The 26,452-nt window shown below is 66.5% G+C and carries 28 protein-coding genes and 1 pseudogene; 17 read left to right on the forward strand and 12 right to left on the reverse strand.

Annotated features, from left to right (window positions below; translation table 11 throughout):
* Nucleotides 1-220 precede the first annotated feature (220 nt).
* The 5 genes and pseudogenes from IEV64_RS19785 to IEV64_RS03145 all read left to right on the forward strand — a co-directional run bounded on the left by IEV64_RS19785 (nucleotide 221) and on the right by IEV64_RS03145 (nucleotide 5,830).
* Nucleotides 221-1,906, forward strand: a complete 1,686-nt coding sequence (locus tag IEV64_RS19785) for a hypothetical protein (RefSeq protein ID WP_229722450.1) — start codon at nucleotides 221-223, stop codon at nucleotides 1,904-1,906.
* Between the two features lie 575 nt (nucleotides 1,907-2,481).
* Nucleotides 2,482-2,724: pseudogene (locus tag IEV64_RS03130) on the forward strand (L-lactate permease); the annotation flags it as partial.
* An 80-nt stretch (nucleotides 2,725-2,804) separates the two neighbouring features.
* Nucleotides 2,805-3,350 carry a hypoxanthine/guanine phosphoribosyltransferase gene (gene hpt / locus IEV64_RS03135; RefSeq protein ID WP_007275651.1) on the forward strand — a complete coding sequence of 182 codons (546 nt, stop codon included), beginning with the start codon at nucleotides 2,805-2,807 and terminating at the stop codon, nucleotides 3,348-3,350.
* A 145-nt stretch (nucleotides 3,351-3,495) separates the two neighbouring features.
* Complete coding sequence (locus IEV64_RS03140; protein WP_188423118.1) at nucleotides 3,496-4,884, forward strand: uracil-xanthine permease family protein; 1,389 nt, start codon at nucleotides 3,496-3,498, stop codon at nucleotides 4,882-4,884.
* Between the two features lie 130 nt (nucleotides 4,885-5,014).
* Complete coding sequence (locus tag IEV64_RS03145) at nucleotides 5,015-5,830, forward strand: hypothetical protein (RefSeq protein WP_188423119.1); 816 nt, start codon at nucleotides 5,015-5,017, stop codon at nucleotides 5,828-5,830.
* On the opposite strand, the gene IEV64_RS03150 is transcribed toward IEV64_RS03145, so the two are convergent.
* Complete coding sequence (locus IEV64_RS03150; protein WP_188423120.1) at nucleotides 5,801-8,152, reverse strand: methyl-accepting chemotaxis protein; 2,352 nt, start codon at nucleotides 8,150-8,152, stop codon at nucleotides 5,801-5,803. The genes IEV64_RS03145 and IEV64_RS03150 overlap by 30 nt on opposite strands.
* 320 nt (nucleotides 8,153-8,472) lie before the next feature.
* On the opposite strand from IEV64_RS03150, the gene IEV64_RS03155 reads away from it, so the two are divergent.
* The 3 genes from IEV64_RS03155 to IEV64_RS03165 all read left to right on the forward strand — a co-directional run bounded on the left by IEV64_RS03155 (nucleotide 8,473) and on the right by IEV64_RS03165 (nucleotide 10,549).
* Entirely contained in the window at nucleotides 8,473-9,315 is an 843-nt protein-coding gene (locus IEV64_RS03155) for a potassium channel family protein (RefSeq protein ID WP_007275647.1), read from the forward strand.
* 183 nt (nucleotides 9,316-9,498) lie between these two features.
* The gene (locus tag IEV64_RS03160) at nucleotides 9,499-9,720 is read left to right on the forward strand and encodes a hypothetical protein (protein ID WP_007275646.1); all 222 of its coding nucleotides are present in this window, start codon (nucleotides 9,499-9,501) and stop codon (nucleotides 9,718-9,720) included.
* 109 nt (nucleotides 9,721-9,829) lie between these two features.
* The gene (locus IEV64_RS03165; protein WP_188423121.1) at nucleotides 9,830-10,549 is read left to right on the forward strand and encodes a fumarylacetoacetate hydrolase family protein; all 720 of its coding nucleotides are present in this window, start codon (nucleotides 9,830-9,832) and stop codon (nucleotides 10,547-10,549) included.
* Between the two features lie 70 nt (nucleotides 10,550-10,619).
* Here the strand turns inward: IEV64_RS03165 and IEV64_RS03170 are convergent, their stop codons facing one another.
* Nucleotides 10,620-10,838, reverse strand: a complete 219-nt coding sequence (locus IEV64_RS03170; protein ID WP_007275644.1) for a DUF8015 family protein — start codon at nucleotides 10,836-10,838, stop codon at nucleotides 10,620-10,622.
* 138 nt (nucleotides 10,839-10,976) lie between these two features.
* Between IEV64_RS03170 and IEV64_RS03175 the strand changes: the two genes are divergently transcribed.
* Complete coding sequence (locus tag IEV64_RS03175; RefSeq protein ID WP_004062666.1) at nucleotides 10,977-11,585, forward strand: translation initiation factor IF-2 subunit beta; 609 nt, start codon at nucleotides 10,977-10,979, stop codon at nucleotides 11,583-11,585.
* Between the two features lie 118 nt (nucleotides 11,586-11,703).
* Here IEV64_RS03175 and IEV64_RS03180 read toward each other — a convergent pair whose 3' ends face one another.
* Together IEV64_RS03180 and IEV64_RS03185 are read right to left on the reverse strand one after the other, a co-directional pair.
* Nucleotides 11,704-11,925: a hypothetical protein gene (locus IEV64_RS03180; protein WP_007275643.1), complete on the reverse strand. Its 222-nt coding sequence runs from the start codon at nucleotides 11,923-11,925 to the stop codon at nucleotides 11,704-11,706.
* A 105-nt stretch (nucleotides 11,926-12,030) separates the two neighbouring features.
* Nucleotides 12,031-13,050, reverse strand: a complete 1,020-nt coding sequence (locus tag IEV64_RS03185) for an NAD-dependent epimerase/dehydratase family protein (RefSeq protein ID WP_188423122.1) — start codon at nucleotides 13,048-13,050, stop codon at nucleotides 12,031-12,033.
* 84 nt (nucleotides 13,051-13,134) lie between these two features.
* Here IEV64_RS03185 and IEV64_RS03190 point away from each other — a divergent pair, with 84 nt between their 5' ends.
* A complete protein-coding gene (locus IEV64_RS03190) occupies nucleotides 13,135-14,016 on the forward strand; it encodes a helix-hairpin-helix domain-containing protein (RefSeq protein ID WP_188423123.1) in 882 nt (293 codons plus the stop codon).
* A 129-nt stretch (nucleotides 14,017-14,145) separates the two neighbouring features.
* Nucleotides 14,146-14,574 carry a universal stress protein gene (locus IEV64_RS03195; protein WP_004968281.1) on the forward strand — a complete coding sequence of 143 codons (429 nt, stop codon included), beginning with the start codon at nucleotides 14,146-14,148 and terminating at the stop codon, nucleotides 14,572-14,574.
* A gap of 38 nt (nucleotides 14,575-14,612) precedes the next feature.
* Here the strand turns inward: IEV64_RS03195 and IEV64_RS03200 are convergent, their stop codons facing one another.
* On the reverse strand, nucleotides 14,613-14,891 hold the full coding sequence (locus IEV64_RS03200; RefSeq protein WP_007275639.1) for a hypothetical protein: 279 nt from the start codon (nucleotides 14,889-14,891) through the stop codon (nucleotides 14,613-14,615).
* A 251-nt stretch (nucleotides 14,892-15,142) separates the two neighbouring features.
* Here IEV64_RS03200 and IEV64_RS03205 point away from each other — a divergent pair, with 251 nt between their 5' ends.
* From IEV64_RS03205 to IEV64_RS03215, 3 genes are all read left to right on the forward strand, one after another.
* Nucleotides 15,143-15,769: a hypothetical protein gene (locus IEV64_RS03205; protein WP_007275638.1), complete on the forward strand. Its 627-nt coding sequence runs from the start codon at nucleotides 15,143-15,145 to the stop codon at nucleotides 15,767-15,769.
* 278 nt (nucleotides 15,770-16,047) lie between these two features.
* Nucleotides 16,048-16,347 carry a winged helix-turn-helix domain-containing protein gene (locus tag IEV64_RS03210; RefSeq protein ID WP_188423261.1) on the forward strand — a complete coding sequence of 100 codons (300 nt, stop codon included), beginning with the start codon at nucleotides 16,048-16,050 and terminating at the stop codon, nucleotides 16,345-16,347.
* Nucleotides 16,344-16,796: a DUF8036 family membrane protein gene (locus tag IEV64_RS03215; protein ID WP_004968277.1), complete on the forward strand. Its 453-nt coding sequence runs from the start codon at nucleotides 16,344-16,346 to the stop codon at nucleotides 16,794-16,796. Before IEV64_RS03210 ends, IEV64_RS03215 begins: the two co-directional genes overlap by 4 nt.
* Before the next feature lie 54 nt (nucleotides 16,797-16,850).
* On the opposite strand, the gene msrB is transcribed toward IEV64_RS03215, so the two are convergent.
* The 5 genes from msrB to IEV64_RS03240 all read right to left on the reverse strand — a co-directional run bounded on the left by msrB (nucleotide 16,851) and on the right by IEV64_RS03240 (nucleotide 20,042).
* Entirely contained in the window at nucleotides 16,851-17,252 is a 402-nt protein-coding gene (msrB, locus tag IEV64_RS03220; protein ID WP_188423124.1) for a peptide-methionine (R)-S-oxide reductase MsrB, read from the reverse strand.
* A gap of 63 nt (nucleotides 17,253-17,315) precedes the next feature.
* A complete protein-coding gene (locus tag IEV64_RS03225) occupies nucleotides 17,316-17,732 on the reverse strand; it encodes a DUF8057 family protein (protein WP_007275636.1) in 417 nt (138 codons plus the stop codon).
* Nucleotides 17,733-17,745: 13 nt separating this feature from the next.
* Complete coding sequence (locus IEV64_RS03230) at nucleotides 17,746-18,450, reverse strand: RAD55 family ATPase (protein WP_007275635.1); 705 nt, start codon at nucleotides 18,448-18,450, stop codon at nucleotides 17,746-17,748.
* An 87-nt stretch (nucleotides 18,451-18,537) separates the two neighbouring features.
* Nucleotides 18,538-19,314: an aldo/keto reductase gene (locus tag IEV64_RS03235; protein ID WP_188423125.1), complete on the reverse strand. Its 777-nt coding sequence runs from the start codon at nucleotides 19,312-19,314 to the stop codon at nucleotides 18,538-18,540.
* A complete protein-coding gene (locus IEV64_RS03240) occupies nucleotides 19,311-20,042 on the reverse strand; it encodes an HAD family hydrolase (RefSeq protein ID WP_188423126.1) in 732 nt (243 codons plus the stop codon). The genes IEV64_RS03235 and IEV64_RS03240 overlap by 4 nt, the downstream gene beginning before the upstream one ends.
* A gap of 156 nt (nucleotides 20,043-20,198) precedes the next feature.
* Here IEV64_RS03240 and IEV64_RS03245 point away from each other — a divergent pair, with 156 nt between their 5' ends.
* On the forward strand, nucleotides 20,199-21,233 hold the full coding sequence (locus IEV64_RS03245) for an NAD(P)/FAD-dependent oxidoreductase (protein WP_188423127.1): 1,035 nt from the start codon (nucleotides 20,199-20,201) through the stop codon (nucleotides 21,231-21,233).
* Between the two features lie 50 nt (nucleotides 21,234-21,283).
* Here the strand turns inward: IEV64_RS03245 and IEV64_RS03250 are convergent, their stop codons facing one another.
* Nucleotides 21,284-23,029: a Rieske (2Fe-2S) protein gene (locus tag IEV64_RS03250; protein ID WP_188423128.1), complete on the reverse strand. Its 1,746-nt coding sequence runs from the start codon at nucleotides 23,027-23,029 to the stop codon at nucleotides 21,284-21,286.
* A 208-nt stretch (nucleotides 23,030-23,237) separates the two neighbouring features.
* Between IEV64_RS03250 and IEV64_RS03255 the strand changes: the two genes are divergently transcribed.
* On the forward strand, nucleotides 23,238-24,107 hold the full coding sequence (locus IEV64_RS03255; protein ID WP_007275631.1) for a CehA/McbA family metallohydrolase: 870 nt from the start codon (nucleotides 23,238-23,240) through the stop codon (nucleotides 24,105-24,107).
* Nucleotides 24,108-24,208: 101 nt separating this feature from the next.
* On the opposite strand, the gene ahbB is transcribed toward IEV64_RS03255, so the two are convergent.
* Nucleotides 24,209-25,252: a siroheme decarboxylase subunit beta gene (ahbB, locus tag IEV64_RS03260; protein WP_188423129.1), complete on the reverse strand. Its 1,044-nt coding sequence runs from the start codon at nucleotides 25,250-25,252 to the stop codon at nucleotides 24,209-24,211.
* A 108-nt stretch (nucleotides 25,253-25,360) separates the two neighbouring features.
* Between ahbB and IEV64_RS03265 the strand changes: the two genes are divergently transcribed.
* Nucleotides 25,361-26,443, forward strand: coding sequence for an anthranilate phosphoribosyltransferase (locus IEV64_RS03265; protein ID WP_188423130.1), 1,083 nt, complete (start codon nucleotides 25,361-25,363; stop codon nucleotides 26,441-26,443).
* Nucleotides 26,444-26,452 lie beyond the last annotated feature (9 nt).

A 26,452-nucleotide genomic window follows, 5' to 3' on the forward strand; every position in this document is an offset into this window, starting at 1 on the left:
ATAGCCCTGAGGCCCACCACTATCGAAAATGGGGAGCTGTCGGGACAGGGTATGAGGAGACATCTGCTCCGCCGCATGCTTGAATGAGATACGAACAGTCTACCGGACCGTTACTGATGAAGAGGTAGGAATCGTCCCACACCCGAGTTCGGATGTACCTTCTTCTCCCTTGATTTTATAAACAGTGACTCTACATAGATACGACAACCAGGTTTCATCTTTGAAACGACGACAACTCCTCCTCGGAACCACCGGACTCCTCACCGCACTCGCCGGCTGTAACACTATCACCGGAAACAACGGAGGCACAGATAACCCCAACAACACAGAAACAACCCCTACCAAGGAAACAGAGAACACAGTCAGTATTTCTACTGAGGCCCAGCCTTCCAAACTACCGTCAATATGGGGTGGACAGAGTATTGAGGAATTCCAGGCCCAGTTCTCAGTTCAGACCTCAGACGAACCAAGTTCCCTGACGGTTTCAAACGGCGAAGTAGAACTAAACAGAGATTCCAGTCAGTGGAATCAGAATACTGTAACTGTTCAGCCAGGCCAGATGAGTTCTGGAGAACAAGAATTCACTGCAACAGCCCAGTGGGGAAGCCAACAAGCCCAGGACACTGCAAAGGCTGCAAAGGCCACGCCTAGCAATTACAAGGTCGACGTAGTTGCCGAGAGAAACGAGGAAATGAGAGAGGAAATCAGCCAGAACTCTCTGGAAGACAACTACCTAGAGAAACGTGGCGGATTCATCACATCAGACCCAGTACTAAATAATTACAGTAGCCATGAACAACTCGGATTCGACAAATTCGGAATCGACCTCGTAGCCTACGAATGGAGACACGACAACGACTATACTGAATTAGCAGAAGCTCAACCTATAGAAGTAAAGAACTTCGTGGACAGTATTGGAGTAGAAACAGGTAACCCCGATATTGAAGCAATCAAGAGTGGCGATGAAGTGCCTGCAGCCATCTACCCCAACGGAAATTTTGCTGAGAGAAGAGGAGGAAACTTCGACTACGAACAATTCTCAAACGCAGAAACAGTAGGCGGAGCACTGGACTGGGTCCACCCATACCTATTCAACTGGCAGGCCAAGATGACGCCAGACGGCCCTTATTCTGTAGAGGATGCTCTTTATGCACCTTCTCTAGAACAGGCAATTGAAGAAAATACCAACAAAGGCTTAGAGGTTCATGCATGGGATGTTGAAACATTAGGCCATGGTACAGGCCTCATATTTGGTAAGAGTGCAGATGGAACAGAAGAACTGAGATTCATGGAGACAGTGTCGTCTCCAGTAACTGCAACTGCAGATGATAATCAACTTCACCCTCTCATAGAGAACTCTGGATACTTAGATCCAGGAAACGATGGATTCGAAGAGTACTGGCACCCACTAAGATTCGGCTGGGAAAAAGACGAAGACACATCTTCATGGGGATTCGAGCAGAAAAAGAGGAGTGCAGTAAGCGCATTCGGAGGAATATCTAACTCACTCCACAAAGAAAACAATCCCGTACCAGGAGCTTCAGATACAGTTGCACCAACAACCGAGTACGTTATAGACTTCACAGAGAAGCTTAGAAATTTCAACCAGAACGACATAAAATTCGAGACTCTATACAACCAGTCGAAAGTATTAGAAAAGATGGTCATGGATGAAGATACCAACCACATCATCTATGGAGACACTGAGAACCCACAGTACGCAGTTGTAGAAGATGACTCTCTAATTGAAGACGTATGGGAAGACAGAAGCGGAGAGTACGACGACTTTAATCAGTTCCTCCGAGATAATCCAGAGTACAGCATGAGCATGGACGATGTCGACACATCACTGGAAGGAGAAGAAGAAATGGGCGACTTCGGCCAGCAAGTACTGGCCGGCATATGAAAATTCTCGACCACACCCAATCTCACCTACCTCCTCTTTGTATTTAATCCCCTCGTAGTGGCCTGTATACACTATAGAAGACGCTCAGGACCGCGTTAACGACATAAGACAGACATTTGAAAACGCAGGCCTCGAAACCGAAGAAGGCCACATCGGCTAAACTATTCTACCGATTTCTAGAGCCATAAGCCCCGTTCATCCAGTCAATAGCCTTCCTAGGTTCTTTCCCCCGCTTAAATTCGGTCGGTGTCGGCACATACATACGAAGGCAATCATCCTCCTCAGTAGAGTATCTTACATCCCATTCTGTTGAATCCCTGTAGTAGCCAGCTCCAATCCAGCCAAAACCATCCCGAACGTCTGCCTCAACGATGAATGCACCTTTCTCAGGTAGATCACCTGCGAGCAACGAGTCAGATACTCCCGGTAAACGACAAAATCGCCCTTCTCGATATCCAGACGTAATCACGAACACCGGTGTTGCCGATGCCATCCAAACCAGTAGATGGTCAGTTCAGTATGAGTCGGCCGTGAGTCGTGAGTGCCGAGGCCACTCTCTCACTCGAACTCCATAGTACAACGCGACCGCGGACGTCGGTATCTCCCGCGCGCTCGTCGTCGCTATTCAGAACGTCGGCGGCGGCGTCGGCAACATGGTGTCGGTGCTCAACATCGCCGCCATCTCCGGCGTCATCGGCATCGCGGGCCGCGAAGGCGACATCCTCCGGAAGGTGGTCGTTCCGACGGTCGTCTTCGCGCTGTTCGTCGGTGCCGTCGGGTCGCTTCTGGTCTACGTCGTCGCCCCGGGCGTGTTCTAGGCGGCGGTCGGGCGGCGGTCGGGTGGCCCCGGTTCCCGAGAGAGCGAACCACTTTTGGGGCGATTCGTGAAACGGACCCCATGAAGCGACTCGAGGAGTCCCTACACGAAGCGCCCATCATCGACAAGGACGGCTACTCCTACCTCGTCCACCCCATCAGCAACGGCGTGCCGATGCTCGACCCGCAACTCCTGCGCGAGGTCGTCGTCGGCATCACCCGCGCCGCCGACCTCGACGTGGACAAAATCGTCGCGCCCGAGGCGATGGGCATCCACATCGCCACCGCGCTGTCCCTCCAGACGGACGTGCCGCTCGTCGTCATCCGCAAGCGCGAGTACGGCCTCGACGGCGAGGTCGCGCTCCACCAGACGACCGGCTACTCCGAGTCGGAGATGTTCATCAACGACATCGAGGACGGCGACCGCGTGCTCGTCGTGGACGACCTGCTTTCGACCGGCGGGACGCTCGCGGCCATCTGCGGCGCGCTCGACGACATCGGCGCGGACATCTCCGACATCGTCGTCGCCATCCGGAAGGTCGGCGAGACCGCCCTCGACGACACCGACTACGAGGCGACGAGCCTCGTGGACATCAGCGTCGACGAGGACGGCGTCGAGATTCACTGAGCGGACCGTCGCCGACCGGCGCGACCGCGATTCGTATTTTCGCGACGGATATGCACAGAATTGCATATAACGACACATCGAGTGGCGTGAAATACGCTCGAACGCGAAACTATTATTGAACGGGGGTCGCTCGTGGCGAGTACAGATGACAGACGACAGCGGTGAACTCGGCCTCGAATACGAAATCGACGACCGGCCGCCGTTGCTGGAGTCGGTTCTCCTCGGGATACAGCACGTCTCGGTGATGATCGTCCCGGCGACCGCCGTGGCGTTCATCGTCGCGGGCGCGGTCGGACTCGGCGTCGCCGACACGGCCTACGTCGTCCAGATGGTGCTCCTGTTTTCGGGGCTCGCCACCGTGGTACAGGCGTACGCCGTCGGGCCGGTCGGCTCGCGGCTCCCCATCGTGATGGGGACGAGCTTCACCTTCGTCGGCGCGGCGACGACCATCGGCGTCGACTACGGCCTGAGCGCGGTGTTCGGCGCGATTCTCGTCACCGGCTTCGTCGTCGAGGGACTCATCGGCTGGCAGTTCGACCGCATCAAACCCTTCTTCCCGCCGTTGGTGACGGGGCTCGTCGTCGTCATCATCGGCCTCTACCTCGTCCCGGTCGGCATGGACTACGCCGCCGGCGGGGTCGGTGCCGCCGACTACGGCGCGGCGCACAACGTCGGCCTCGCGGCGCTCGTCCTCGGCGTCGCCATCGCGCTCAACCTCTTTACCGACGGCATCACCCGGCTCCTGAGCACGCTCGTCGGCATCGCCGTCGGCTACGCGGTCGCCGTCCCGCTCGGCGTGGTGGACTTCTCGCCCATCGCCGACGCGGCGTGGGTCGCGATTCCCCAACCCGGCGCGTTCGGCGTCACCTTCGAGCCCGTCCCCATCGTCACCTTCGCGTTCCTGTTTCTCGTCTCCGCGATGGAGACCGTCGGCGACATGTCCGGCATCACCGCCGCCGAGGGGCGCAACCCGACCGACGAGGAGTTCCGCGGCGGCCTCTTTACCGACGGCCTCATGAGCTCCGTCGCCTCGGTGTTCGGCGCGTTCCCGGTCACGTCGTTCTCGCAGAACGTTGGCATCGTCAACTTCACCGGCGTGATGAGCCGGTACGTCGTCGGCGTCGCGGGCGTCGTCCTCGCCGTCCTCGGCCTCAGCCCGAAGGTCGGCGCGGCCGTCGCGACCATCCCGAGCGCCGTCTTCGGCGGCGCGGTCCTGCTCATGGCCGGGATGGTCGCCGCCAGCGGCGTCCGCCTCGTCTTCCTGCACACGAACCTCGACCGGCGCAACATGGTCGTCGTCGCCGCCTCGCTCGGTCTCGGCCTCGGCGTCGCCACGCGCCCCGACGCGCTCTCGGGGCTCCCGCAGGCCGCCGCGACGTTCTTCGGCCAGCCCGTCATCGTGACCGCGCTGACGGCGCTCGTGCTCAACACGCTCGCGCCGGGCGACCAGAGCCCGCTTTTCGACGCGGCCGACGAGTCGGTTGCCGCGGACGCCGCCGACGGCGCGGACGGCCGCGCGTCAACCGACGACTGACACGCATCGAACAGAGTGTGACTGGTTCCGGTTTCGATATGCGGTTTATATTTCGTGTCTCACGACTGTCGGGAAAGCGTCCGGATTACCAACGAGTTCATTTCTTCTCGCCGCATTACATCTTCACGAGATGAGCGAGCAGCGGGTCACGTTCAACGGGGATACGCGGGTGTTGTACCGACAGGCGGTTCGAACGCCCCTGCCGGACGAGGACGCCGAGCGGCTGTTCCACGAGAACATGATGAACATCGCGGACGCCCAAGAGCGGAAGGCGGACATGCTCGCCGACCCCGACATCCCCCTGCTCGAAGCCTACGAGACGCAACTCGAAGGCATCGCCGAGAGCTACAAGCGGCGATGCCGCCACATCGCCGGCGACGACTTCGAGGAGATTGCGATGGCGTACAACCGCGGGGAGCGCGACGACCGTCTCGGCGCGCTCACGGCCTACTACTTCGAGGGTCTCTGGCGGATGCAACAGCGAATCACCGTCACCGACATGCTGTTTTTCCCCATCATCCTGCGGTACCCCGACTGCTTTACCGTCAACATCCGCTTCGCCAGCGGCCACACGACCACGGAGTCCGTCCTCTACGAGTCGCCGGAACACTCCACCGAGGAACTCGACGACGAGTACGCCGAGCGCTACTACAACGAGAGCCTCTACTCGCAGAAGGAGGCCGCCGAGTACATCAGAGACACCGCGGAGATAATCCGCGAGGAGTTCCCCAGCCCCGACGAATCGACCTTCGAAGAGCGGCGGTACGGCGGCATCACCTCCGCCGGCGGCCGGAAGGGGCCGGTGTTCTCATCGATGCTCAAGCGGGTCGAACCCGACCCGAACCGGTTTTCGGAGCCGGTCGACGAGCCGACGCTCGTCGAGGAGGGCGAGGAGGCGCGGCGAACCGAGCGGGAGCTACTCCCCGAGGGCGCTATCGTCCTCTGAGGCGGTCGCCGCCGTATCGCCGCCGTCGACCCGCGCTTCCGGCGCGCTCGGGAGCGCGTCGGTGGCTGGTGGCTCCCCCTCGTTCGCGACCTCGAACCGGTCGAGCGCGACTCGGAGGTCGCCGGCGCGCTCGGCGAGTCTGTCAACCCGTTCTGCGACCGACGCGAGCGCCGCGGTCTGTTCTTCGGTCGCCGCCGCGGCCTCGCGCGCGCCGGCGCTGGTCCGGTCGCTGATGGCGGACACGTCTTCGACCATGGCGGCGACCTCGGTCGTCGCCTCGGCCTGCCGGTCGGTCGCGCGGCGAATCTCCCGAATCCCCTCGGAGGTGTCGGCCGCGTCGTCGACGATGGTGTCGATGGCCTCGACGGCCTCCTCGATGGTCTCGGAGCCCTCGACGACGCGCGTCCGCGTCTCTCTGATGTCCGCGGCGGTCGCGTCGGCCTGCTCGCGCACGCGGTCGATGGAGGCGCCGATTCGCCCGGTCGCCTCCTGGGTCTCCTCGGCGAGGCCCTTCACCTCGTCGGCGACGACGGCGAAGCCGTCGCCCGCCTCGCCCGCGTGCGCCGCCTCGATGGAGGCGTTGAGCGCGAGGATGTTCGTCTGCGAGGCGAGGCCGTCGATGAACTCGACCACGTCCTCGATGTCGGCGACGGCGGCCGCCAACTCCTCGACCTGTTCGACCGTGCGGTCGGTCGCCGTCTCGATGGCCCGTAGCTCCGAAATCGCCTCGCCGGCCGCGTCGCGGCCGCGTTCGCCGCGGGTGACGGCGGCCTCGGCGTTGTCGGCGACCGACGCGGCCGAGGCGCTCACCTGCTGAATCGTCGCCGAGAAGTCGTTGACGCGCTCCGTCACGTCGTCGAGATGTTCGTCCTGTCGGACCGCGTCGTCGAGGATGCCGGTCATCGACTCGGCGACCGCCTCGCCGGCGTCGTTCACCTCGGCGACGCCCGTGCTCGTCGCCGCGCTCGACTCCGCCACCGCCCGGCTGAACGTCTGCGCGTCGGCGATGACCGCCCCGAGTTCGTCCATCGTCCGGTTGTACGCCCGCGCGATGTCGCCCATCGCGGCGCTCTCGGAGTCGGGGTCCATCCGGCAGGCGACGTCGCCGTCGGCACAGCGCTCCATGACGGCGCGGTACTCCTCCGCCTTCGCTTCGAGGTGGTCGTTGAGGGCCTCGGCCTCGTTCAGGCTCGTTCGCAGGGACTCGCGCATCTCGTCGAAGGAGTCGTACAGCGTGCCGAACTCGTCGATGCGGTCGGTGTCGAGCTCCACGTCGAGGTCGCCGTCGGACATCTCCTCGGCGCGCGCGGTCAGCTCGCTGAGCGTCCGCGTGGTCCGCCGGCCGACGACGACCGCGACGGCACCCAAAGAGCCGAGCGCGACGAGTATCGTCGCGAGGAGGCCGCCGCCGACGCGGTCGCGGACGCCGTAGGCGCTCGCCGCGGGGACCGCGGTCGAGAGCGTCCAGTCCACGCCGTCGAGTTCGGTGTACGCGACGACGTTGCCGCCGGACCTGCCAAGGGCGGCCGCGCTCCCGTTCGCAAGCGGGTCGTCGGGGGGCGCGACGCTCCCGTTTTCGGCCGTCGAGACGATGGTCGAGCCGTCGGCGGCGTACAGCGTGGTCGCGCTTCCGGCCATCGTCTGTTCGGTCGCCGCGAGCCGGGCCGGGAGGCTGACGGTGACGAGGACGACCGACTCGGCGTTCTCCGGCGGCTTGCTCGCGAGGACAAAGGACACCTCGTCGTCGACCGGCGACCGGAACGTCGACGAGGAGACGTACACCCGCTGAGGTTCGGGGTTGACGTTCCGTTCGAGGTCGGCCCACGGGAGGCCGACCGCGGCGGCCGACTCGCCCTCCAGCGAACTCGCGGTGCTCTCTTTGATTTCGCCGGTCGCGTAGTCGACGTAGTGGATGGCCGTCACGTCGGACTGGCCGAGCTCGCCGCTCCGCTGAAAGAGGTAGCTACTGGCCGCCCGCGAGTTGCCGAGCTGGAACTGCCACGCCGAGGAGGTCGTGCGGGTCTGGAGGCGCTTGCTGGCGAGCCACGATTCGAGCCCGTCAGCTTGCAGGTCCGCGGTCGCCGTGAGCTGTTGTTCGACCTGCGCGTCGAGCGTGTCGCGGACCTGCGTGTAGGTGACCGCGCCGGCGCCCGCCATCACCACCATGGCGACGAGGACCGCCGCGAAGAACTTCCGGGCGTAGGTGCGGCGAATCGCCCGCGGGACCGCCGCCGAGACGGACGGCCGCGGGAATCGGTCGCCGAGTCTGTCCGACGGGCCGTCGGGGAGCGCGTCCCGAAGGCGTGACCAGCGTTCTCCCATCGAACGGAGATTTCGTTTCATCTGTGATAAATTCGTCTACTATATAGTACTAATTGAGCGAATATCCTCATGGATAGAACACCCAAACTAACCGGGAGCTGTCGAGGGCATAACGAGGTAAACACACGAATTAGCGCCCTGATTACCGAGTTTCTCTGATTGAGTCGAGATACCGATGGGTCGGTTCGAGCGACATGAGAGGCGCGTCTGACACGGTATCAGCGGCAGTGCTTTTCGAGAGTATATAGTTTCAAAATCGAAAACGATGACGCAGTCCGCGCGCACGACCGTATAAGTATCCCACCGCCGAAGGCGAAGGTATGGACGGTCACGCACGCGGGCCGCGCCGCGAGACGCCGCGGGACGTGGTCAGGTTCTATCTGCTCGACCACCGGACCCCGACCGGCAAGGCAATCGACATCGCGCTTCTCGCACTCAACCTGCTTTTCGTCGGGGTGTTCGTCGTCGAGACCTACCCGCTTTCGGCGTCGGTACAGTCGACGCTCTGGTCCGTCGAGGCCGCCGTCTCCATCGTGTTCCTCGCGGAGTACCTCCTCCGCCTCTACGGCGCGCGGGACAGGACCGCCGAACTGCTCAACGTCTACTCGTTCGTCGACCTGCTGGCTATCCTGCCGACGCTGGCGGTGCTCGTGCTTCCCGTCTCGTCGGTTGCCGCCAACATCGGCTTCCTGCGGGTGATTCGCGTGGTCCGCGTCCTCCGGTTCTACCGCTTTACGCGCGACGAGGAGTTCTTCTTCGGCACCGTCTCGGTCGGCACGCTCCGCGTCATGAAACTGCTGTTGACGGTGCTCACCATCTTCTTCGTCGCCGCGGGGATGTTCTACTCGTTCGAACACCGGGTGAACCCCGACGTGGGGACGTTCGGCGACGCCTTCTACTTCGTCGTCGTCGCGCTCTCGACGGTCGGCTTCGGCGACATCGTCCCGGTGACCGAGGCGGGCCGGTGGGTGACGGTCGCCGCCATCCTCGCGGGCGTCATCCTCATCCCGTGGCAGGCGAGCAAAATCGTCAAGGAGTGGGGCCACCGCGACAAGGTCAACGTCACCTGCCAGAACTGCGGGCTGGCCTACCACGACGCCGACGCCTCCCACTGCAAGTCCTGCGGCCACATCATCTATCAGGAGTACGACTCGCGGGAGTGAACGCGCGTCTCCGGACGCGTCGGACGGTTCGCAGTGGTGAGAACGCGCCCGCTGTTCGAACATGAATATTTATTATAGATTGGCCTGTACTGCCGGGTACAACAATGTCGGTCGTACGCGTACGTCGCTAACTCTTCTCGTCGCCGCACAGCCGTCCGACCGACCCGAACTCATCCCGAAATCGTGAGCACAAACGCCACCCCGACCTACGAACCGACCCTGCGAACAGCCCGTGAACAGCCCGCCGACAGCGAGACCACCACCCCCGACCGCGCCGACTCCGCGTCGGGCGTCGCCCGGTGTCAGCGCCAGTTCGAATCGACGCGGACCGAGCGAATCCACAACCTCGTCGACCGCGAGAACCGGTCGATGCCCCGGATGAACCGGGAGTCCGCGTCCGACTGAGTCGCGTCGGCGGCCCGCGCGTGTTCGTACTCTCCGCGTTCGCTTTCCTGCCCGCAGTCGCTTGCGGAGACACGTCGCTTGAAGTGAGTGGCCGACGCAGGGGCGAGTAATGCGACTGGCACGGATTCGAACCGACGACGGAGCGGTCTCGGGCCGGTACGACGACGGCGTCGTGACGGCCGACGGCGAGGAGTACGAAGTCGGCGTCGACGCCGAACTGCTCGCGCCCTGCGAGCCGACCGCGCTCTACTGCGTGGGCCGGAACTACGCGGCGACGGTCGACCAGATGGACTACGACATCCCCGACCAGCCCGACTGGTTCATCAAACCGCCGGTGTCGGTGCTCGACCCCGGCGCGGACATCGAGTACCCCGACTGGACCGACGAGTTGACGTACGCCGGCGAACTGGCCGCCGTCATCGACCGCGAGTGCTCGGGCGTGGCCGAGGCCGACGTGGACGACGTGGTCCGCGGCTACACGATTCTCAACGACCTCGACGCGCTCGACCAGCCCGGCCGAACGGCTCGAAAAGCGTTCGACGGCTCCGGGCCGCTCGGCCCGTGGATAGAGACCGACGTGGAGCCGTCGAACATCGACATGACGACCCACGTCGGCGGCGAACTCCGGCAGGAAGCCAACACCGAGCGGATGCTCTTTTCGCCCGCCGAAGTGGTCTCGTTCCTCTCGGAGCGCTACACCTTCCAGCCGGGCGACGTGATTTCGTTCGGCAGTCCCGCGAACCCCGGACTGGTCGAACCCGGTGACGACGTGGAGATCTGGTACGAGGGCGTCGGCACGCTCACGAACCGCGTCGTCGACGGCGAGTGAGGAAGTGACAGCGACCGACGGCGAGTGAGGAGGCGGCCACGGCAGGCAGTCGGTCGCCGAGTCGCCCGGCTCAGTTCAGCGTCTCGACCTCGTCGGCGAGGTCGGCCGGCTCGTCCACGGGACCGTTGACGAACAGGCCGTGCGCCATCACGACCGCGGCGAGGGCGCTGAAGCCGACGAGCGTCGCCTGCGGCTCCATCGGGGTGACTCGACCGACGACGACGCCGGCGAGGAGGCTCCCGAGGATACCGAGGAGTACGAGGTCGTAGTACTGCCACGTGTAGCCCATGACGAGTCGTTAGAGAGCTAGCTCCGAAGGCGTGGCGCTCGGTTCCGTCGGCGGAGATACTGAAACGAAGTCGGCGCGCCGGTGCCGCGGCAAAGACGGTCACGGAACGGCTATACGTCGCCAGACACTCGAACCCCTATGGAGTATCAGACTGCGCTCGACCGAGCGCTCAACGTCCTACCGGAACGAAACGTCGAACAGGAACGTCTCACGGTGCCGGACCCGTCCGGCGAGACCGACGGCGCGTTCACCCGCCTCACCAACCTCGGGGAGATCGCGGACGCGCTCTCGCGGACGCCCGCGCACCTCCACAGCGCCATCCAGCGCACGCTCGGGACGAGCGGTCAGCTGGAAGGCGACCGCGCCCGCTACAGCGGGTCGTTTTCCATCAACGACTTCGAGGAGGCCATCGACGGCTACGTCGAGGAGTACGTCATCTGCTCGGAGTGCGGCCTGCCGGACACCCGCCTCGTCACCGAGGACGGCGTCGACATGCTTCGCTGTGAGGCCTGTGGTGCCTTCCGCCCGGTCCAGAAGCGCTCCAGCGTGAGCAACAAGCGCCAGCGCGAGGCCGTCGAAGAGGGTCGGACCTACGAGGTCGAAATCACCGGGACCGGCCGCAAGGGCGACGGCGTCGCCCAGCGCGGGAAGTACACTATCTTCGTGCCCGGCGCGCAGGAAGGACAGACCGTCCGCGTCTACATCAAGAACACGAGCGGGTCGCTCGCGTTCGCGCGACTCGCCTGAATCGGTCTCACGGCGGAACACGAGTCGCTCGGCGACCGACTTCCGCGCACAGTCTCATATTCTCTCGCCGCGGGCGTTTCTCTTCTCCCACCGCGGTCGTCTCCCGGCGACCGAACGGTCACTCGTCTTCGTCGTCGTCGGCACCGCCGCACCGACCGCGGAGTCCCACGAGCGCGATGAGGAGGAGCGTCGCTCCCTCGACGCGCGCCGCGGTCGTCACCCACGGCTTCGCCGTCATCTCGCCGCCGTCCTCGTAGGCGAGTCGCGTCATCGCGGCGACCAGTTTGTCCGGAAAGAGCAGTTCCACGAGGCCGAACGCCGCCAGCAGGGCTCGGAGCATGCCCGAATATCGGGGCAGGACCGACGAAAAACCGCCGACGGTTCCCACATCACGGGAGCGAGCGGCCGCCTCACACTCGCACTGTCGCCGCGACGACCGACAGGGTCACCCGCCAGACTCGAACCCCGCGACGAACGCGTCGGTCGACTCCCGCCACGCGGCCGCGAGGTCGTCCGAGAGCGGGTCGGCGTCCCACGGCTCGACCGCGGCGCGGTCGTCCAGCCACGAAACAACTCTGCGGACGCCTTCTTCGAACCCGACCGTGTAGCGGAATCCGAGGTCGGCCTTCGCCCGGCTGTTGTCGAAGACGGTGCTGTACCGGAAGTGGTCTCGGAGCATCCGCGTCCGGTCGGGCGCGACCGCCCGAAGCACCTCGGTCGGCACGTGGACGAGGTCGGGTTCGGGCGCGTCGAGCGCGGCCGCGACGCGCTCGTGGTACTGGTTCCACGTCATCGTCTCCTCGCTCGTGACGTTGTAGGCGCGGCCGCCGACGCCCGGGCGCTCGACCGCGCCGACGAACGCCCGCGCCACGTCGTCGCGGTGGCACGGCCCCCACAGCGAGGTGCCGTCGCCGTGGACGACGACTGGTTCGCCCTCGCGGATTCGGTCGATGTACGACGAGCCCGTGCCGAGGGTGTGGACGAGCGTCCCGCCCTCGCCGTAGGTGTTCCACGGGCGGAGGACGACCACCTCGAACTCACCGGGGTCGTGCGCGTCGAAGAACGCGTCTTCGGCGGCGATTTTCCCGGCCGCGTAGTCGCTGACCGGCGGGTTCCGCGGGCTCGATTCGGCGACGGGGTTCCGCGGCGGCGGCCGATGGTACACGTCGATGGTGCTACAGAAGACGTAGCGGTCGGCGACGCCCCGGCAGATTTCGACCGCGTCGCGGGCGGCGTCGGCGTCGAAACACGCCATATCGACGACGACGTCGGGCGTCGCGTCCCGAATCACCCCGCGAAGCACCGTCGGGTCGCCTCGGTCGCCGGCGACTCGCTCGACCGCCGGGGGGAGGTCGTCGTCGGTCTCGCCCCGCTGGAGGCTTGTCACGTCGTGGCCGGCGGCGACGAGTCGCCGAACGATTCCCGTGCCGAGCAGTCCGGTGCCGCCGATGACGAACACGTCCATGCGTGGTCCGCCGCGGCGAGCGGTGATAAACCCCGGACAGCGGAGCGACAACACTCATCTCACTCCGAGACATCATGATTATTGATGAAAGTATATCTCACGGACGGGACGAGCTTCGAGTGCGGCGGCTACAAGGCGCTCGACTCCGGCGGGGTCGTCCTCACCGCCGACAAGAAGCGCAAGCGCGTCGTCGGCTACGTGCCGGGCGACGCGCTGGTCTACGTCCTCCCCGACGACGTGGAACCGGGGGACTCGCTCGCCGACGAGGGCGACGGAAACGGAAACGAAGACGGAGACCGAGACGGAGACGACGATACGGGCGACGCGCCCGACGAGTCAGACGACGAGGCCCGCGGACCCGACGACGCGAACGGCGAGAACGACGCCGACGGGAACGGAGACGCGAACGAGGCCGACGAGAGCGAAACCGAAGTCGACGCCGACGAAAGCGGAGACGAGGCCGGAGACGGCGGAGTCGCCGACTCCGACGGCGACGGCTCCGCCCAGACCATCGTCGAAGCCGGGGTCGACCCGGGAGTCCCCGGCGTGACCGGCGCCGCCGACGGGGAGACAGAACACACCCACGCCGACCTCGTCGAGCGACTCGGCGCAGTCGAAAGCCGAGTGGACGGCCTCGACGGGCGGGTAGACGCGATGACAGAACAGCTCGCGGCGGTCGTCTCGGCGGGCGACCTCGGTGCCGAGGGGGCGGTCACCGAAGAAGCGAGGGACCCCGAGGACCCGCGGAACATCCGCGGCATCGGCGAGGCGTACGCGACCCGGCTCCGGGCGGCGGGCATCGACACCGTGTCGGCGCTCCGCGAGGCGTCGGACGAGGAACTCGCGGCGGCCGCGGACGTGTCGGCGCGGCGGGTCGCAGACTGGAAGCGACGGGCCGAGCGGTACGCGGAGCGTCCGGCGTCGGACCGCGATGACGCGGCCGACGACGCGACCGGCGTCGAGTGAGCCGCCCGTCGCTTCTGTTGTGCGGGTTGGTCCCTCGAGAGCCTCGGCCCGCGTCCCACGCCCCACGTAGTTCCCACCGTCCGGGAACCGGCGAAGAGAGTGATAGTTTCCCCGCCCAACTCCCAGTTGATGTACGACACAATCCTCGTGCCAATCGACGGCAGTGACTCGATGCAACCGGTCATCGAAGACGCCGCGGCGTTCGCGGCCGAACGCGACGCCGCCGTCTCCCTAGTCTACGTCGTCGACGAACGGGCCTTCCTGACGCTCGCCGACGAGCGCGTCGACGAGGTGTACGAGGAACTCAGGTCGCAGGGCGAGGCGGCGCTCGGCGAGGCCGCAGAGACGATGGCCGAGTACGGCGTCGACGCCGCCACCGAACTCCGCCGCGGCGACCCGGCAGAGGAGATTCTCGCCGTCGCCGAGGAGATAGACGCCGCGCTCATCTCGATGGGGACCCACGCCCGGTTCGAGGACAACATCCTCGGAAGCGTCTCGCGGTCGGTCGTCGTCCAGTCGAAGGTCCCCGTGCTCGCCACCCCCATCGAGCGTCGGTAGGTCGCGGTCGTCCGGGGTCGCCCACCGTTGTGCCCGATTCAGAGTCGGAGGAGCAACAGGAGGACGCCGAAGAACGTCGAGGCGGCGCTGATGAGGAGCAGGCCGCCGCTGAGGACGAGCGTTCCCCCGTCGAACGCCGGGGCTGACCCGCCGCCGGCGATGTTCATCACCGATATGCTCGCCGAGAGGTCGGCGACGGGAGCGACGACGGCGATGCAGAACGTCAGGAGGCCGGCGACGACGAGCGCGTACGGCGTGAGCGCGGGTCGCCGCCGTGTTCGGGCCGAGTGACGGTGGACGGGGTAACTACGAGACATACCCTACGTACGCCGTCACCCTAGTTTGGTACGTGTCGGCTACTCACCACAGACCTCCGTTAGACACGTCCTACCACCCCGATACCGGCGTTCTCGGAGCGCCGCGCGCACCCCGCGGTCTGCCGCGTCTGGCGGGGGGGTTTCCGGCGTAATTTGGGCCTAACTCTGGGCGGATTCACGGTGGACTCGTGTTCGAGTTCGGAAAATCCTCTTTTAGCCGCTGAGCGTCGGATAAGACGGAGGAACAGATTATGACCAGACTCACAACGCTCGGGGTTGCGCTCGTCGTCGCCTCGCTCGTCTTCGCGGGGACGGCGGCCGCCGCCGGCCTCGCAGTCCAGACGCACGCGTCGGACGCCGTCCAAGCGACCGACGGGACCGCCGTCAGAGCCGACGGCGGCTGGCACGGCCCCGCCGCTGGGACCGCCAACGAAACCCGGTACGCGCCGGGCGACCGCCTGCAAGACCGCTACAACCTGACCGACGAACAGGCCGACGAGATTCGGACGCTCGTCGCCGACATGCGCGCCGACGGCGCGACGACCGACGAGGTTCGGACCGCCGTCCACGAGAAACTCACCGAGTTCGGCGTCGACGAAGCCGACCTGCTTCCCGACCCGGCACTCTACGCCACGGAGCGATTCGACCTGACCGATGAACAGGCCGACGAGATTCGGACGCTCGTCGCCGACATGCGCGCCGACGGCGCGACGACCGAAGAGATTCGGACCGCCGTCCACGAGACGCTCGACGAGTTCGGCGTCGACACGTCGGCGCTCGCCTGTGACGGCGATGGCGTCGGCGACCGCGACCGAGACCGCGACGGTGTCCAAGTCCGCGCGGGCGGTCGCGGCGGCTTCGGGCCGCGCGGTAACTGACGCCCGCGTTCCCCCCGCTGACGACTCCCCCAACGCACACCACTCCCCACGTCGATTCACCCGCGACGACCCACCGAGACCGCCATCGTCGAACCATCCGCCGTGAATCGTCTCACTCCCCCGAACCCCTCACGAAACGCCCCCTGCTAAACACCCCCTCACCCACTGAACGCCCCCTCACCCCACCACGTACGAATCACCGCGGGCCTCCGCCGGCGCGGACGGGAGGCCCGCCGTTTTAATACGTCCGGATTTGACGGTTTACCCGGATGCGACGTGTGCTGTGGTGGCTAATCGGCGGATCGCGCGGGGGTCGGAACCGCCTGCGAATCATCCGCGCGCTCGACGACATGCCGATGAACGCCAACCAACTCTCGAACGAACTCGACCTCGACTACAAGACGACACAGCACCACCTGGAACTCCTCGTCGAGAACAACGTGTTGATGATAATGGGCGACAACTACGGAAAGACGTATTTTCTGACCGACCGGATGGAAGCCAACCTCGACGTGCTCGACGAGGTTGCTCGAAAGGCCAACTTGACCGACGTCTCCGCGGGGGGTGACGGCGCGTGAGCGACGCGGCCAACCGAGACCCCCTGCGACGAACCGCCGTCGTCGTGGGCGTCTCGCTCGCCGTCGCGGCGCTCGCGACGTGGTTCACCCCCGAGCTCGTCGCGTGGTTCGCCCCCGACCTGTTCGGCCCGCACAAGCCGGGCGGCCCCGGCGGCCCGCCCATCCCGGACCTGTTCGTCCAGTTGAAACTGTTCGTCTCGACGTACAACCTCGTCGTGCTCGGGTTCCTCGCGGCCACCTACGCGATGCTCTACCGGGAGCTTCCGAACCGCTTTACCCTGAGCCTGCTCCTCTTTACGGCGGCACTGCTCCTGTACGCCCTCACGTCGAACCCGCTGGCGTCGCTCTTCCTCGGGTTCAGAGGGAGCGGGCTGGGTCCGTTCACGTTCCTGCCCGACCTCTTTGCGGCCGTCGCCGTGACGTTCCTCACGTATCAGAGTTCGGCGTGAGGAACGTGGGACTCGTCGGGTCGGCGCTCGTCGGGGCGCTGTCGTCCGCTGTTGCTACTCCTCGTCCGCCTCGAAGTCGAGCGCGACCGAGTTGATACAGAAGCGCTTGCCGGTCGGCTCCGGGCCGTCGTCGAAGACGTGGCCGAGGTGGCCGCCGCAGGTCGAACAGACCACTTCGGTGCGGTCCATCCCGTGGCTCAGGTCGCGCCGAAGCTCGATGTTCGAGTCCTCGGCGGCGTAGAAGCTCGGCCACCCGCAGTTGGAGTCGTACTTCGTCTCCGAGTCGAACAGTTCGGTCCCACAGCCGGCACACCGGTAGACGCCGTCGTCGCTCCGGTCGACGTGCTCGCCGGAGAACCGCGGTTCCGTCCCCTGTTCGCGGAGGACGCGGTAGGCGTCTTCCGAAAGTCGCTCGCGCCACTCGGACTCAGAGAGACTGAATTCGCTGTTGCTCATGGGTCGAAAGAGGGCTCGGACGCCCAAAGGCCCGTCGGCTACCCGCGTCGGCGGTGTGGCCGGCTACCCGCGCCGGAGGAACTCCGGGAGTCGAATCCGAGCGAAGTCGTCGCGCCGGTTGTCGAGGGCGGACGCTCGGCCGACGGCGTCGGGGATGCCCTGTTTGTCCGTCGGCTTCTGCATCGTCACGTCGGCGCGCCCCGTCGTGGCGGGCGTCGTCTCCTCGTCGACGAGCGCCTCCCAGACGTCCTGTTTCGAGTCGTACTCCGACTCGTTGCGGGCGACGCGCTGTTTGCCCTCCTCGAAGGCGAGCTGGAGGACGCTCCGGCCGTAGGCGGTGCCGGCCTGCCGGCGGATGCGCTCGAACTCTCCCCGGTTCGGGTGGCCGAGCGCGCTGGAGACGCCGAGCGCGTACATCCGGCGGATGGCCTCCTCGTCCGATATCGTCTGCCAGTCCGTCCCGTAGACCCGTTCGTACATGGTTGTGGGTTCCTCAGAGGTCGACCTTCGAGCGGGGGTCGACGACCAGCCCGTTGTCGGTGAACTCGATCGAGCGGATGTCGCAGTCGATGTTCGACCCGCGCATCTTGATGACCTGAATGCCGCGTGTCATCCCCGTCGCCTCCAGATAGTTGTGGAAGAACACCACGCCGTGGGCGAGGAAGTGCTCGTCGGAGTACGACGAGGGGTCGGTCATCTCGGAGATGAGAAGCGTCGTGGCGTCGCCCTGCTTGAGCGCCGTCAGAAACCGCGTCATCTCCTCGGAGCCGTTGGCGAAAAACAGCCGGAGCAACATCGTCGAGTCGATGACGAGCCGGTCGACCTGTCGGGAGTTGACGAACGCGACGATTTTGTCGGTGAGGCTCTGGACGCTCGACGAGCCCCCGCTCTGGGAGAACTGATTGAGGATGTGTTTCCCCTTCGGGCTCACGAGGTTGACGAAGTGAAAGCCCTCGGAGCCGGCGAGCGTCTCGAAGCCGAAGTCGAACCCCGACATGTCGTTTATGAGTTCGTCCTCGGTCTCGTGCATGGTGATGTACATGCACTTCTCGCCGTTGCGAAGTCCCTCGGCCATGAACTGCGCCGTGAACGTCGTCTTCCCGCTCCCCGGCGGTCCGCTCAGCACGTACAGTCGGCGCGGAAGGAAGCCACCCTGGATGAGCTCGTCGAACCCGCTTACCCCACTCGGAATCCGCATGGTCGGACACTCGCCCGCCGTATTATAATCGTTCCGGGACTGGTATCGAAACTGAGATTTTCTCGGCGTCGTCGGGCGCTCGACCCGTTACTCAGGGAACAGTTCGACTTCAGATTCGATACTGTCGATGGTCGCCACGTCGGCCGCGTCGAGTTCCAGCGAGACGGCGTCGAGGTTCGCCCGGAGGTGGCGCTCGCTCGACGCCTTCGGAATCGGACACAACCCCTTCGCGGCCAGCCACGCGAGGCTCACCGCCTCGGGCGTCGCGTCGTGACGCTCCGCGACCGCGACGACCTCGTCCACCTCGCGGACGCGGCCCCCCGAAAGCGGCGAGTACGCGACCACGCCGTAGCCGCGTTCCGCCGCGTGGTCGAGGAGCGCGGGGCGCTGGAACAGCGGGTGGTACTCCGTCTGGTGGGCGACGAGCGGCGCGTCGAGCAGGTCGAGCGCCTCGTCTACCTCGGCGACGGCGAAGTTGCTGACGCCGACGCCGCGGACGAGGCCGTCGTCGACGAGTTCGTCGAAGGCGGACAGCGTCGCCTCGGCGTCGTAGGTGTCGATGGGGCGGTGGACGTACAGGAGGTCGACGTAGTCGACGCCCAGTCGGTCGAGGCTCTCGCGGGTCGTCCGGCGCACGTCGGCGGGCGCGAGGCTGTCCGCCCAGACCTTGGTGGCGAGCGTCACGTCCTCGCGGGGCACGTCCGCCGCCGCGAGCGCGTCGCCGACGACCGCCTCGTTCCCGTAAATCTGCGCGGTGTCGACGTGCCGGTAGCCCAGTTCCAGCGCCGTCGTCACGGCGGCGGCCTCGTCGGCCGCGTCGAGGCCCATCGTCCCGAGGCCGATACGGGGGAGCGAAAGGCTCACCGCGTCGGGTCCCCGCCCTCGCGGCCGCCGTCGGCCGCGGGACCCGACGCGGCGGACGCGTCGCCGACGACGGGCACGCCGTCGAGTTCGAGCAGGTCGTCGAGGCCGGCGATTTCGTGGGTCGGGTCGGGCGTCGGCGTGTGGTCGGTGCGGTGGCCCCGGCGGATGAACGCGGAGTCGACGCCCGCGGCCTCGGCGGCGGCGATATCGCTGTCGCTGTCGCCGACGAAAAGCGGCGACTCGACGCCGAGGTCGGCCATGGCGCGTTCGAGGTAGTAGGGTTCGGGCTTCTTGCGGTGGAGGCTCGTCATCGAGGGCTCGCGGCCGTAGGCGGTTCCGAACAGGTCGCCGGCGTCGAGGTGGTCGACGACGAAGTCGATGGTCGCCTGCTGGTTGCTGGAGACGATGCCCATCGGGGCGTCGATGCGGCGGAGCGCGTCGAAGTCGTCGTAGGGGACCTTCTGCCCGTCGGCGATGGCCCGCTTTTGGGCGGCCGACTGGCGTTCGTCGCGGACGCGGAACAGCGTCTCTGGGTCGAGGTCGTAGGGGTCGGCGGCGGCGCGCACGTCCTCGGGCGACACGTGGATGACCACCTGTTCGACGTGGTCCGGGTCGGGGTCCGAAACGCCGAGTTCGGCGAAGGCGTCCCACGTCGCGTCGCGGAGGGGAGAGAGGTCGACGAGCGTGGTCAACACGCCGTCGTGGTCGAAGATGACCGAGTCGTACATACACCGACTCCGGCGGCGCGACGTGAATCGTTTTCGCCTCCCGCCGGGGCGGCGGGCGCGAACGCGGTCCCTATTCCCGCCGCGTTGCGAGTCTTTTAGCGCCTCGAAGCCTCACGTTTGACCAATGCTGGCTGGACTCTCACGCGGGGTGGCGAGATGACTCGCGACGTGTGCATCGTCGGAGCCGGGGGCGCTGGGGCTGGCGCGGCGTACGCGCTCCGCGAGGCGAACGCGAACGTCACGATTCTCGAAAAGAGCCGCGGGGTGTGCGGGCGCGCCGCGACGCGCCGCCGACACGGCTGTCGGTACGACCACGGCGCGAACTACGTGAAAGACTACGACCGCCGCACCGAGCGGCTCGTCCGCGGACTGGGCGCGGACGGGTTGGTCGACATCGAGGAGCCGGTCTGGACGTTCGACGGCGACGGCGTCGTCTCCGAGGGCGACGCCCGCGACCAACACAAGTGGACGTGGACCGAGGGCATCACCCAACTGGCAAAGCGCATGCTCGCCGAGACCGAGGCGGCCGTCGAGCGGGAGACGCGCGTCGCCGCCATCGACCACAACCCCGACAGCGGCTACTGGTCGGTCGTCGACGAGGCGGGGACGCGCCACGGCCCGTTCGATTCGGTGCTCCTGACGCCGCCGGCCCCGCAGACAGCCGCGATTCTCACGGAGATGGGCTGGGGCGACCAGTGTATGGTCGCGCTCCGCGAGGCCATCGGGAGCGTCGAGTACCGGACGGTTCGAACCGTCGTCCTCCACTACCCCTTCGAGCGCGAGGAGCCGTGGTACGCCCTCGTCAACCCCGACAAGACCCATCCCGTCGGCTGGGTCGCCCGCGAGGAGTGCAAGGAGGGTCACGTCCCCGACGGCGAGAGCCTGCTCGTCGTCCAACCGAGCCCGGAGTGGTCCGAGGCGCGCTACGACGACCCCCTCGACGACGCGGCCGACGAGGTCGCCGGGATGGTCGCCGAACTCCTCGACGACGAGCGCCTGCGCGACCCCGACTGGGTGGACGACCAGGGCTGGCGGTACGCGCTCCCCGACGGCGTCGCCGACCGCGAGATACTCCGCCGCGGGGAGCCCCACGGCCTCTACTTCGCGGGCGACTGGACGGTCGGCGAGGGCCGAGTCCACGCCGCGCTCTGGAGCGGCGTCGAGGCCGGCGAGCGAATCGCCGAGCAGTAGGCGAAAAGAATGACGGCGACGACGAGCGCCTGCGCGACCCCGGTGCGGGGTCAGAGGTCTGCGTCTTCGCCGTACACCGACTCGCCGCGCTGGAGCCGCGCGGCGATGCTGAACGTCTGTTCTCGCTCCCGGCGCGTCGGCGAGTGCGCCGCGAGGTAGCGCGCGACGCCGACGAGAAGCGTCCGCGCCTCCTCGGGCGGCCGCGTCGCCGCCTGTTCGAACCCCGCTTCGAGCGCCTGATAGGTGTGGAAACCGGCGTCCTCGCGGAGGAGAGCGCCCCCGAGTTCGCGGCGGAGCCTCGCCGGGTCGCCGCCGCCGTCGAGGAACCCCGCGGCCGCCCGGCCGGCGTCGTTCACCCGCCCCTCGGCGTCGAACGCCGCGGAGAGTGTTTCGAGCGCCGCCGCCGGGTCGGCGTCGGGGGTCGGGTCGGGGAGCGGGGCCGGCGGCGTGTTCAGGAACCGGTCGAGGTAGACGTTGACTGCGGCGTCGAACACGCCCCGATAGAGCTCCGCGGCCCCGGTCCGCTCGGCGAGCCGGTGGACCGCGTTGGCGTAGGTGAACGTGTGGTGGACCGTGTTCCAGTCGCCGAACTCGTTGGTGGTCGAGAACCGCGCGACCCGCGTGCCGGCGGCGAAGGCGACGACGTCGGCGAGTTCTGCGGGCGTCGCGCCGCTTCGAATCGCCTCGGTCAGCGCGTCGACGATGACGTGCGGGTCGTCGCCGAGGAGGGTGTCGAGCAGGTCGTCCGGGGAGGACCACGTCTCGCCCGCGCCGGCGGCGACGTGGTCGTCGAGGTCAGCGAACACGTCGTCGAGCGTGTCCGCGAGGTCGATTGGTCGCCGCCACTCGGCTGACTCCTCGGCCCGGTCGGCGCGGGCGAGTCCGCGGACGAGGCTCGGGAGGACCTCGTCGGCGCGGTCCCAGCCCACGTGGTCGAGCGCCTCGCAGGCCTTGTTGACGAAGTCGAGGACGTGCCCGGTGTCGAGGTATCGGTGGTCGGTGGCCGCGGCGGCGACCATGCCGGCGAGTTCGGCGTCGTCGTGGCCGGCCGCGATTGCGGTCCGGAGGACGCGCTCCGCGCCGTCGGGGTCGCGAACCTCGACGTTCTCGCGGAACCACGACCGCAGGCGGTCGAAGTCGGTGTCGGTCGCGCCGAGGGCGTCCTGTTCGAACTGCGGCGGTTCGCCGGAGGCGTCGCCCGCGACGTGGACGAGCCCCTGATAGAGCGCGCGCTTTCGGTCGTCGGGGTCGAGGTCGGGGAGGACGTTCGCCATCGCGGTCAGGATAGTGAGCCCCGACCCCCAGCCGTCGCGCCGGTAGCGACAGCCGAACCGGACGCCGGTCGAAAGCGGCTCCGTCGGCTCGGCGCCGGCGTCGAGGAGGCCGATGACGGACTTCGCGACGACCAGCCGGAGGTTCTGTTCGAGGCCGTCTCCCAGCCGGTTCGACCAGCGGACCGCCGGCGGTTCGTCCGGGTCGGGGTCCGGGTCGACGTAGACCGTCCCGTCGCGCACCTCAACGGGGTAGGTCCGCACGTCGTCGGCCCACGGGTCGAACGTGTCGCCGCAGGAGAGTTCGAACCGGGCGTGGTGCCAGTGGCAAGTCAGCACGCCCTCGTCCACGGAGCCGCGGACGAGCGGGAAACCCATGTGCGGGCAAGCGTTGTCGACGGCCCTGATGGAGCCCTCGTGGTCGAAGAGGGCGATAGAGCGCCCGTCCAGTGCGACCTGTTCGCGGCCCGACTCGCGGAGGTCCGCGAGGTCGACGGCGGGGCGAAAGCGGTCTTCGGATGCCATGTGCACACGTTCGACACGATAATTCCTAAAGATTCGCTGAAACGAATTTACGTCCGCGACGTGATGTATTCCCATATCTTCCGTATCTGAGGCCTATTGAGGCCGGTTCCGGTGGAGTTCGGGACGCCACCGACTCCCCCGACCGCTGTGCTTCGAGCTAGCACGATTCGGGCGTGTCTTTTTCGTCACCGAGGCCTAACGAAGAGTCGTGTCCGCGCTGACCGTCCGCATCGACCCCCACGTGCACTCGGAAGGCTCGTACGACGCGCACGACCCGGTGGAGCTCATCTTGGAACAGGCCGCCGAAATCGGGTTGGACGCCGTCGTCATCACCGACCACGACGTCATCGACGAGTCGCTCCGAGCGGCGCAACTCGCACCGATGTACGGCCTCGTCGGCATCCCCGGCGTGGAAGTCTCGACGGCCGACGGCCACCTTCTCGCGCTCGGCGTGGAGGAGCTTCCCCCGCGGCGTCGCCCGCTGGACGAGACGGCCCGCTGGGTGCGCGAGCGCGGCGGCGTCGCCATCGTCCCGCACCCGTTCCAGCGGAGCCGACACGGCATCGGTCGCCGCCGGCTCGGCCGGTATCACGACGCCGCGGGCGGCGACGCCTTCGACGCCATCGAAACGTACAACTCGTGGCTCTTCACGGGCTACAAGAACCGCCGCGCCCGCCGGTTCGCGGCGAAGCGCCAGTACCCCGGCGTCGCCGGGAGCGACGCCCACAAGGTCGGGTACGTCGGCCGCGCCTACACCGAAATCGACATCCCCGACGTGTCCCGCGCCTCGCTCACCGCCGACGACATCTTGGACGCCGTCCGCAACGGTTCGACCGAGGTGCAGGGTCGCCGGACGCCGATTCCGACGAGCACGAAACACTACGCCGGTGCGGCCGGTCGGAAGTCCGCGTACTACGCCAAGCGCGGGGCGCTCGGGAGCGCGCTCCTCGCCAAGAAGGGCGCGTTCAAGTCCGGCTACTACGCGAAAATCGGCGCGCTCAAAAGCGGGTCGCTGGCGAAGACGGGCGTCGCGCAGGCCGCGCGGATGCTCTACCGGATGTCGCCGCTCTCGCGGTAGCGACCCGGTGTGAGCTGTGACGCGGACGGCGGCGCAGGCGTCGAAAACGAGTGCTGTTCTGTTCGGTCTGTTCTGTTCGGTCGAGTTTGGTCCGTTCCCTCTCAGTCGTCCGACCCCACGAGTTCCTCGTACTGCGCGCCGGTCTGCTTGAGTTTCGCCGTCGAGTAGAGTCGCTCGTGGTCGAACGGCAGGTGGTCGGCGGCGAGTTCGTCTATCTTCTCGTCGACGGCGTCGGCGTCCCGGCCGTGGATCATGGTAAAGAGGTTGTACTCCCAGCCCTGCTCGGGGCGGCGCGGCCGGCGGTAACAGAGCGTGACGTACGGGAGGCTCCCGACGGCCTCGCCGCGGGCGTCGAGTTCGTCGTCGGGGACGTTCCAGACGACCATGCAGTTGTTCCGAAAGCCCGTGACGATGTGGTTGACGACACAGCCGATGCGCTTGATACAGCCGTCCGCGAGCAGGCGCTCGACGGCGACGAGCACGTCGTCGACCTCGGCGTCGATGGCGTCGGCCACGTCCCGGTAGGGCGTCTTCGACAGCGGGAAGCCGCCCTGAATCTCCACGAGCAAGCGGGCTTCGAGCGCCGAGAGGTCGCCGGTCGCGTCCTCGGAGATGCGGGTGGCGCTCACGTCCGTCGCGCCGAGGCTCTCGCGGGCGAAGCGGTCGTCGTTGACGATGGGGAACTCGAGGTCGATGTAGTAGTCGGTGAGCATCGGGAGGTTCAGCACCTCACAGCCGGTGCGCTCCTCGATTTCGTCGAGGATGCGGTCGCGCGTCTCGCGGGAGCCGGCGGTGACGACGAACCACATGTTCCACTCGTGGGCGCGGCGGTAGTTGTGGTTCACCTGCCGGTAGCCGTTGATGAGTTCGGCGACCTCGTCGAAGCGCTCCTCGGGCGCGGAGACGGCCGCGAGGGTCGAACTCCCGATGACGGGTGGGTTGAGAACCGGGCCGAACCGTCGGAAGATGCCGTCTTCGCGGAGCCGACGGACGCGGTCGAGGGCGTCGTCCTCGTCGATGCCTAACTCCGCGGCGACGACGCGAAACGGCCGCTGTTCGACCGGGAAGCCGCTTTGGTATTCGTCGATAAGCGCCGCATCGACCTCGTCGATGCCGTCCCGCCAATCGTCCGACAACGCGCTCATTACCCGGCGTTAGGAGTCGGGAAGCCTATCGCTTTCGGACGGCGGCGTCGCTCCCGGGCGACGGGACCGAACGGGACGTTTTTTGACCGCTCGCGCGAACACAGGCGCATGGCAGTAGTCGAAAGCGAGTTCGGGGAATGGCCGCTGAAGCGTCTGATGACGGAAGTCGTCGGCACGGGCACGAAGTCCGCCGAGGACATGACCCGCGAGCAGGCGTCCGAGGCGATGCGCCGCATCCTCGCCGGCGAACCGGACCACACGACGCTCGGCGCGTTCTGGCTCGCCAACCGCTGGAAGCACAACAACGCGGAGGAACTCGCCGCCTACGCCGACGTGATGGCCGAAGGCGTCGAGTACGCCGAACCCGACGTCGACCCCGTCGACTGCGGCGCGAACTACGACGGCAAGGGCAAGACCGCCATCCTCGGCGTCGCCGCCGGCGTCGTCGCCGCCGCGGCCGGCACGCCCGTCGTCGTCCACTCCGGCGACCGCGTCCCGACCCAGAAGCAGGACGCCTACAAGCACGTCCTCGACGAACTCGGCGTCCGCACGGAACTCGACCCCGAGGAGTCCGCCGACATGGTCGACGACACCGGCTTCGGCTTCTACTACCAGCCGCGATTCAACCCCGGCATCCACGCCCTCTGGGAGCGCCGCGACAACATGGGCGTCCGGACGTTCGTCAACACCATCGAGACCATCGCCAACCCCGCGAACGCCTCGGTCCACCTCGGGTCGTTCTACCACCTCGCGTTCGCCAAGAAGATGGTCGACACCTTCGAGGAAAGCGAGCACCACGACCTCGACCGCGTGCTCATGTTCCAGGGGATGGAGGGCTACGACGACATCCGCCCCGGCTACACGAAGGTCGCCGAGTGGACCGCCGGCGACGACGGCGAGGCCACCTTCGACGACTTCGACATCGAGACCGCCGAGTACGGCATGGACTTCGAGTACGACGACCTCGGCGTCGACGAGGACGACGTGGCCGGCGACTCCGCCGAAATCACGGAGTCCGTGCTCGCCGGCGACCGCGAGGACCGCTTCGCCGACGCCGTCGCCCTCAACGCGGCGCTCCGCATCTACGCCCGCGAGGACGTCGACAGCATCGACGAGGGACTCGAACTGGCCCGCGAGACCATCGCCTCCGGCGACGCGGAAGCGGTGCTCGAAGACCTGCGCGCGTTCTGAACTCGCGGC

Origin of the sequence: Haloferax sulfurifontis, from assembly GCF_014635105.1 — an archaeon.
Lineage (GTDB): Archaea > Halobacteriota > Halobacteria > Halobacteriales > Haloferacaceae > Haloferax > Haloferax denitrificans.

What these genes read in the sequence shown, in the direction of transcription:
- hpt (WP_007275651.1), top strand. Translation starts at nt 2,805, where the DNA reads ATGAAGCGACTCGAGGAGTCCCTACACGAAGCGCCCATCATCGACAAG.
- IEV64_RS03140 (WP_188423118.1), top strand. Translation starts at nt 3,496, where the DNA reads ATGACAGACGACAGCGGTGAACTCGGCCTCGAATACGAAATCGACGAC.
- IEV64_RS03250 (WP_188423128.1), bottom strand. Translation starts at nt 23,029, where the DNA reads ATGGCATCCGAAGACCGCTTTCGCCCCGCCGTCGACCTCGCGGACCTC.
- ahbB (WP_188423129.1), bottom strand. Translation starts at nt 25,252, where the DNA reads ATGAGCGCGTTGTCGGACGATTGGCGGGACGGCATCGACGAGGTCGAT.
- IEV64_RS03185 (WP_188423122.1), bottom strand. Translation starts at nt 13,050, where the DNA reads ATGGACGTGTTCGTCATCGGCGGCACCGGACTGCTCGGCACGGGAATC.
- IEV64_RS03225 (WP_007275636.1), bottom strand. Translation starts at nt 17,732, where the DNA reads ATGTACGAACGGGTCTACGGGACGGACTGGCAGACGATATCGGACGAG.
- IEV64_RS03150 (WP_188423120.1), bottom strand. Translation starts at nt 8,152, where the DNA reads ATGGGAGAACGCTGGTCACGCCTTCGGGACGCGCTCCCCGACGGCCCG.
- IEV64_RS03145 (WP_188423119.1), top strand. Translation starts at nt 5,015, where the DNA reads ATGAGCGAGCAGCGGGTCACGTTCAACGGGGATACGCGGGTGTTGTAC.
- IEV64_RS03180 (WP_007275643.1), bottom strand. Translation starts at nt 11,925, where the DNA reads ATGCTCCGAGCCCTGCTGGCGGCGTTCGGCCTCGTGGAACTGCTCTTT.
- IEV64_RS03165 (WP_188423121.1), top strand. Translation starts at nt 9,830, where the DNA reads ATGCGACTGGCACGGATTCGAACCGACGACGGAGCGGTCTCGGGCCGG.
- IEV64_RS03170 (WP_007275644.1), bottom strand. Translation starts at nt 10,838, where the DNA reads ATGGGCTACACGTGGCAGTACTACGACCTCGTACTCCTCGGTATCCTC.
- IEV64_RS03230 (WP_007275635.1), bottom strand. Translation starts at nt 18,450, where the DNA reads ATGCGGATTCCGAGTGGGGTAAGCGGGTTCGACGAGCTCATCCAGGGT.
- IEV64_RS03205 (WP_007275638.1), top strand. Translation starts at nt 15,143, where the DNA reads ATGACCAGACTCACAACGCTCGGGGTTGCGCTCGTCGTCGCCTCGCTC.
- IEV64_RS03195 (WP_004968281.1), top strand. Translation starts at nt 14,146, where the DNA reads ATGTACGACACAATCCTCGTGCCAATCGACGGCAGTGACTCGATGCAA.
- IEV64_RS03240 (WP_188423126.1), bottom strand. Translation starts at nt 20,042, where the DNA reads ATGTACGACTCGGTCATCTTCGACCACGACGGCGTGTTGACCACGCTC.
- IEV64_RS03245 (WP_188423127.1), top strand. Translation starts at nt 20,199, where the DNA reads ATGACTCGCGACGTGTGCATCGTCGGAGCCGGGGGCGCTGGGGCTGGC.
- IEV64_RS03175 (WP_004062666.1), top strand. Translation starts at nt 10,977, where the DNA reads ATGGAGTATCAGACTGCGCTCGACCGAGCGCTCAACGTCCTACCGGAA.
- IEV64_RS03200 (WP_007275639.1), bottom strand. Translation starts at nt 14,891, where the DNA reads ATGTCTCGTAGTTACCCCGTCCACCGTCACTCGGCCCGAACACGGCGG.
- IEV64_RS03155 (WP_007275647.1), top strand. Translation starts at nt 8,473, where the DNA reads ATGGACGGTCACGCACGCGGGCCGCGCCGCGAGACGCCGCGGGACGTG.
- IEV64_RS03265 (WP_188423130.1), top strand. Translation starts at nt 25,361, where the DNA reads ATGGCAGTAGTCGAAAGCGAGTTCGGGGAATGGCCGCTGAAGCGTCTG.
- IEV64_RS03190 (WP_188423123.1), top strand. Translation starts at nt 13,135, where the DNA reads ATGAAAGTATATCTCACGGACGGGACGAGCTTCGAGTGCGGCGGCTAC.
- msrB (WP_188423124.1), bottom strand. Translation starts at nt 17,252, where the DNA reads ATGAGCAACAGCGAATTCAGTCTCTCTGAGTCCGAGTGGCGCGAGCGA.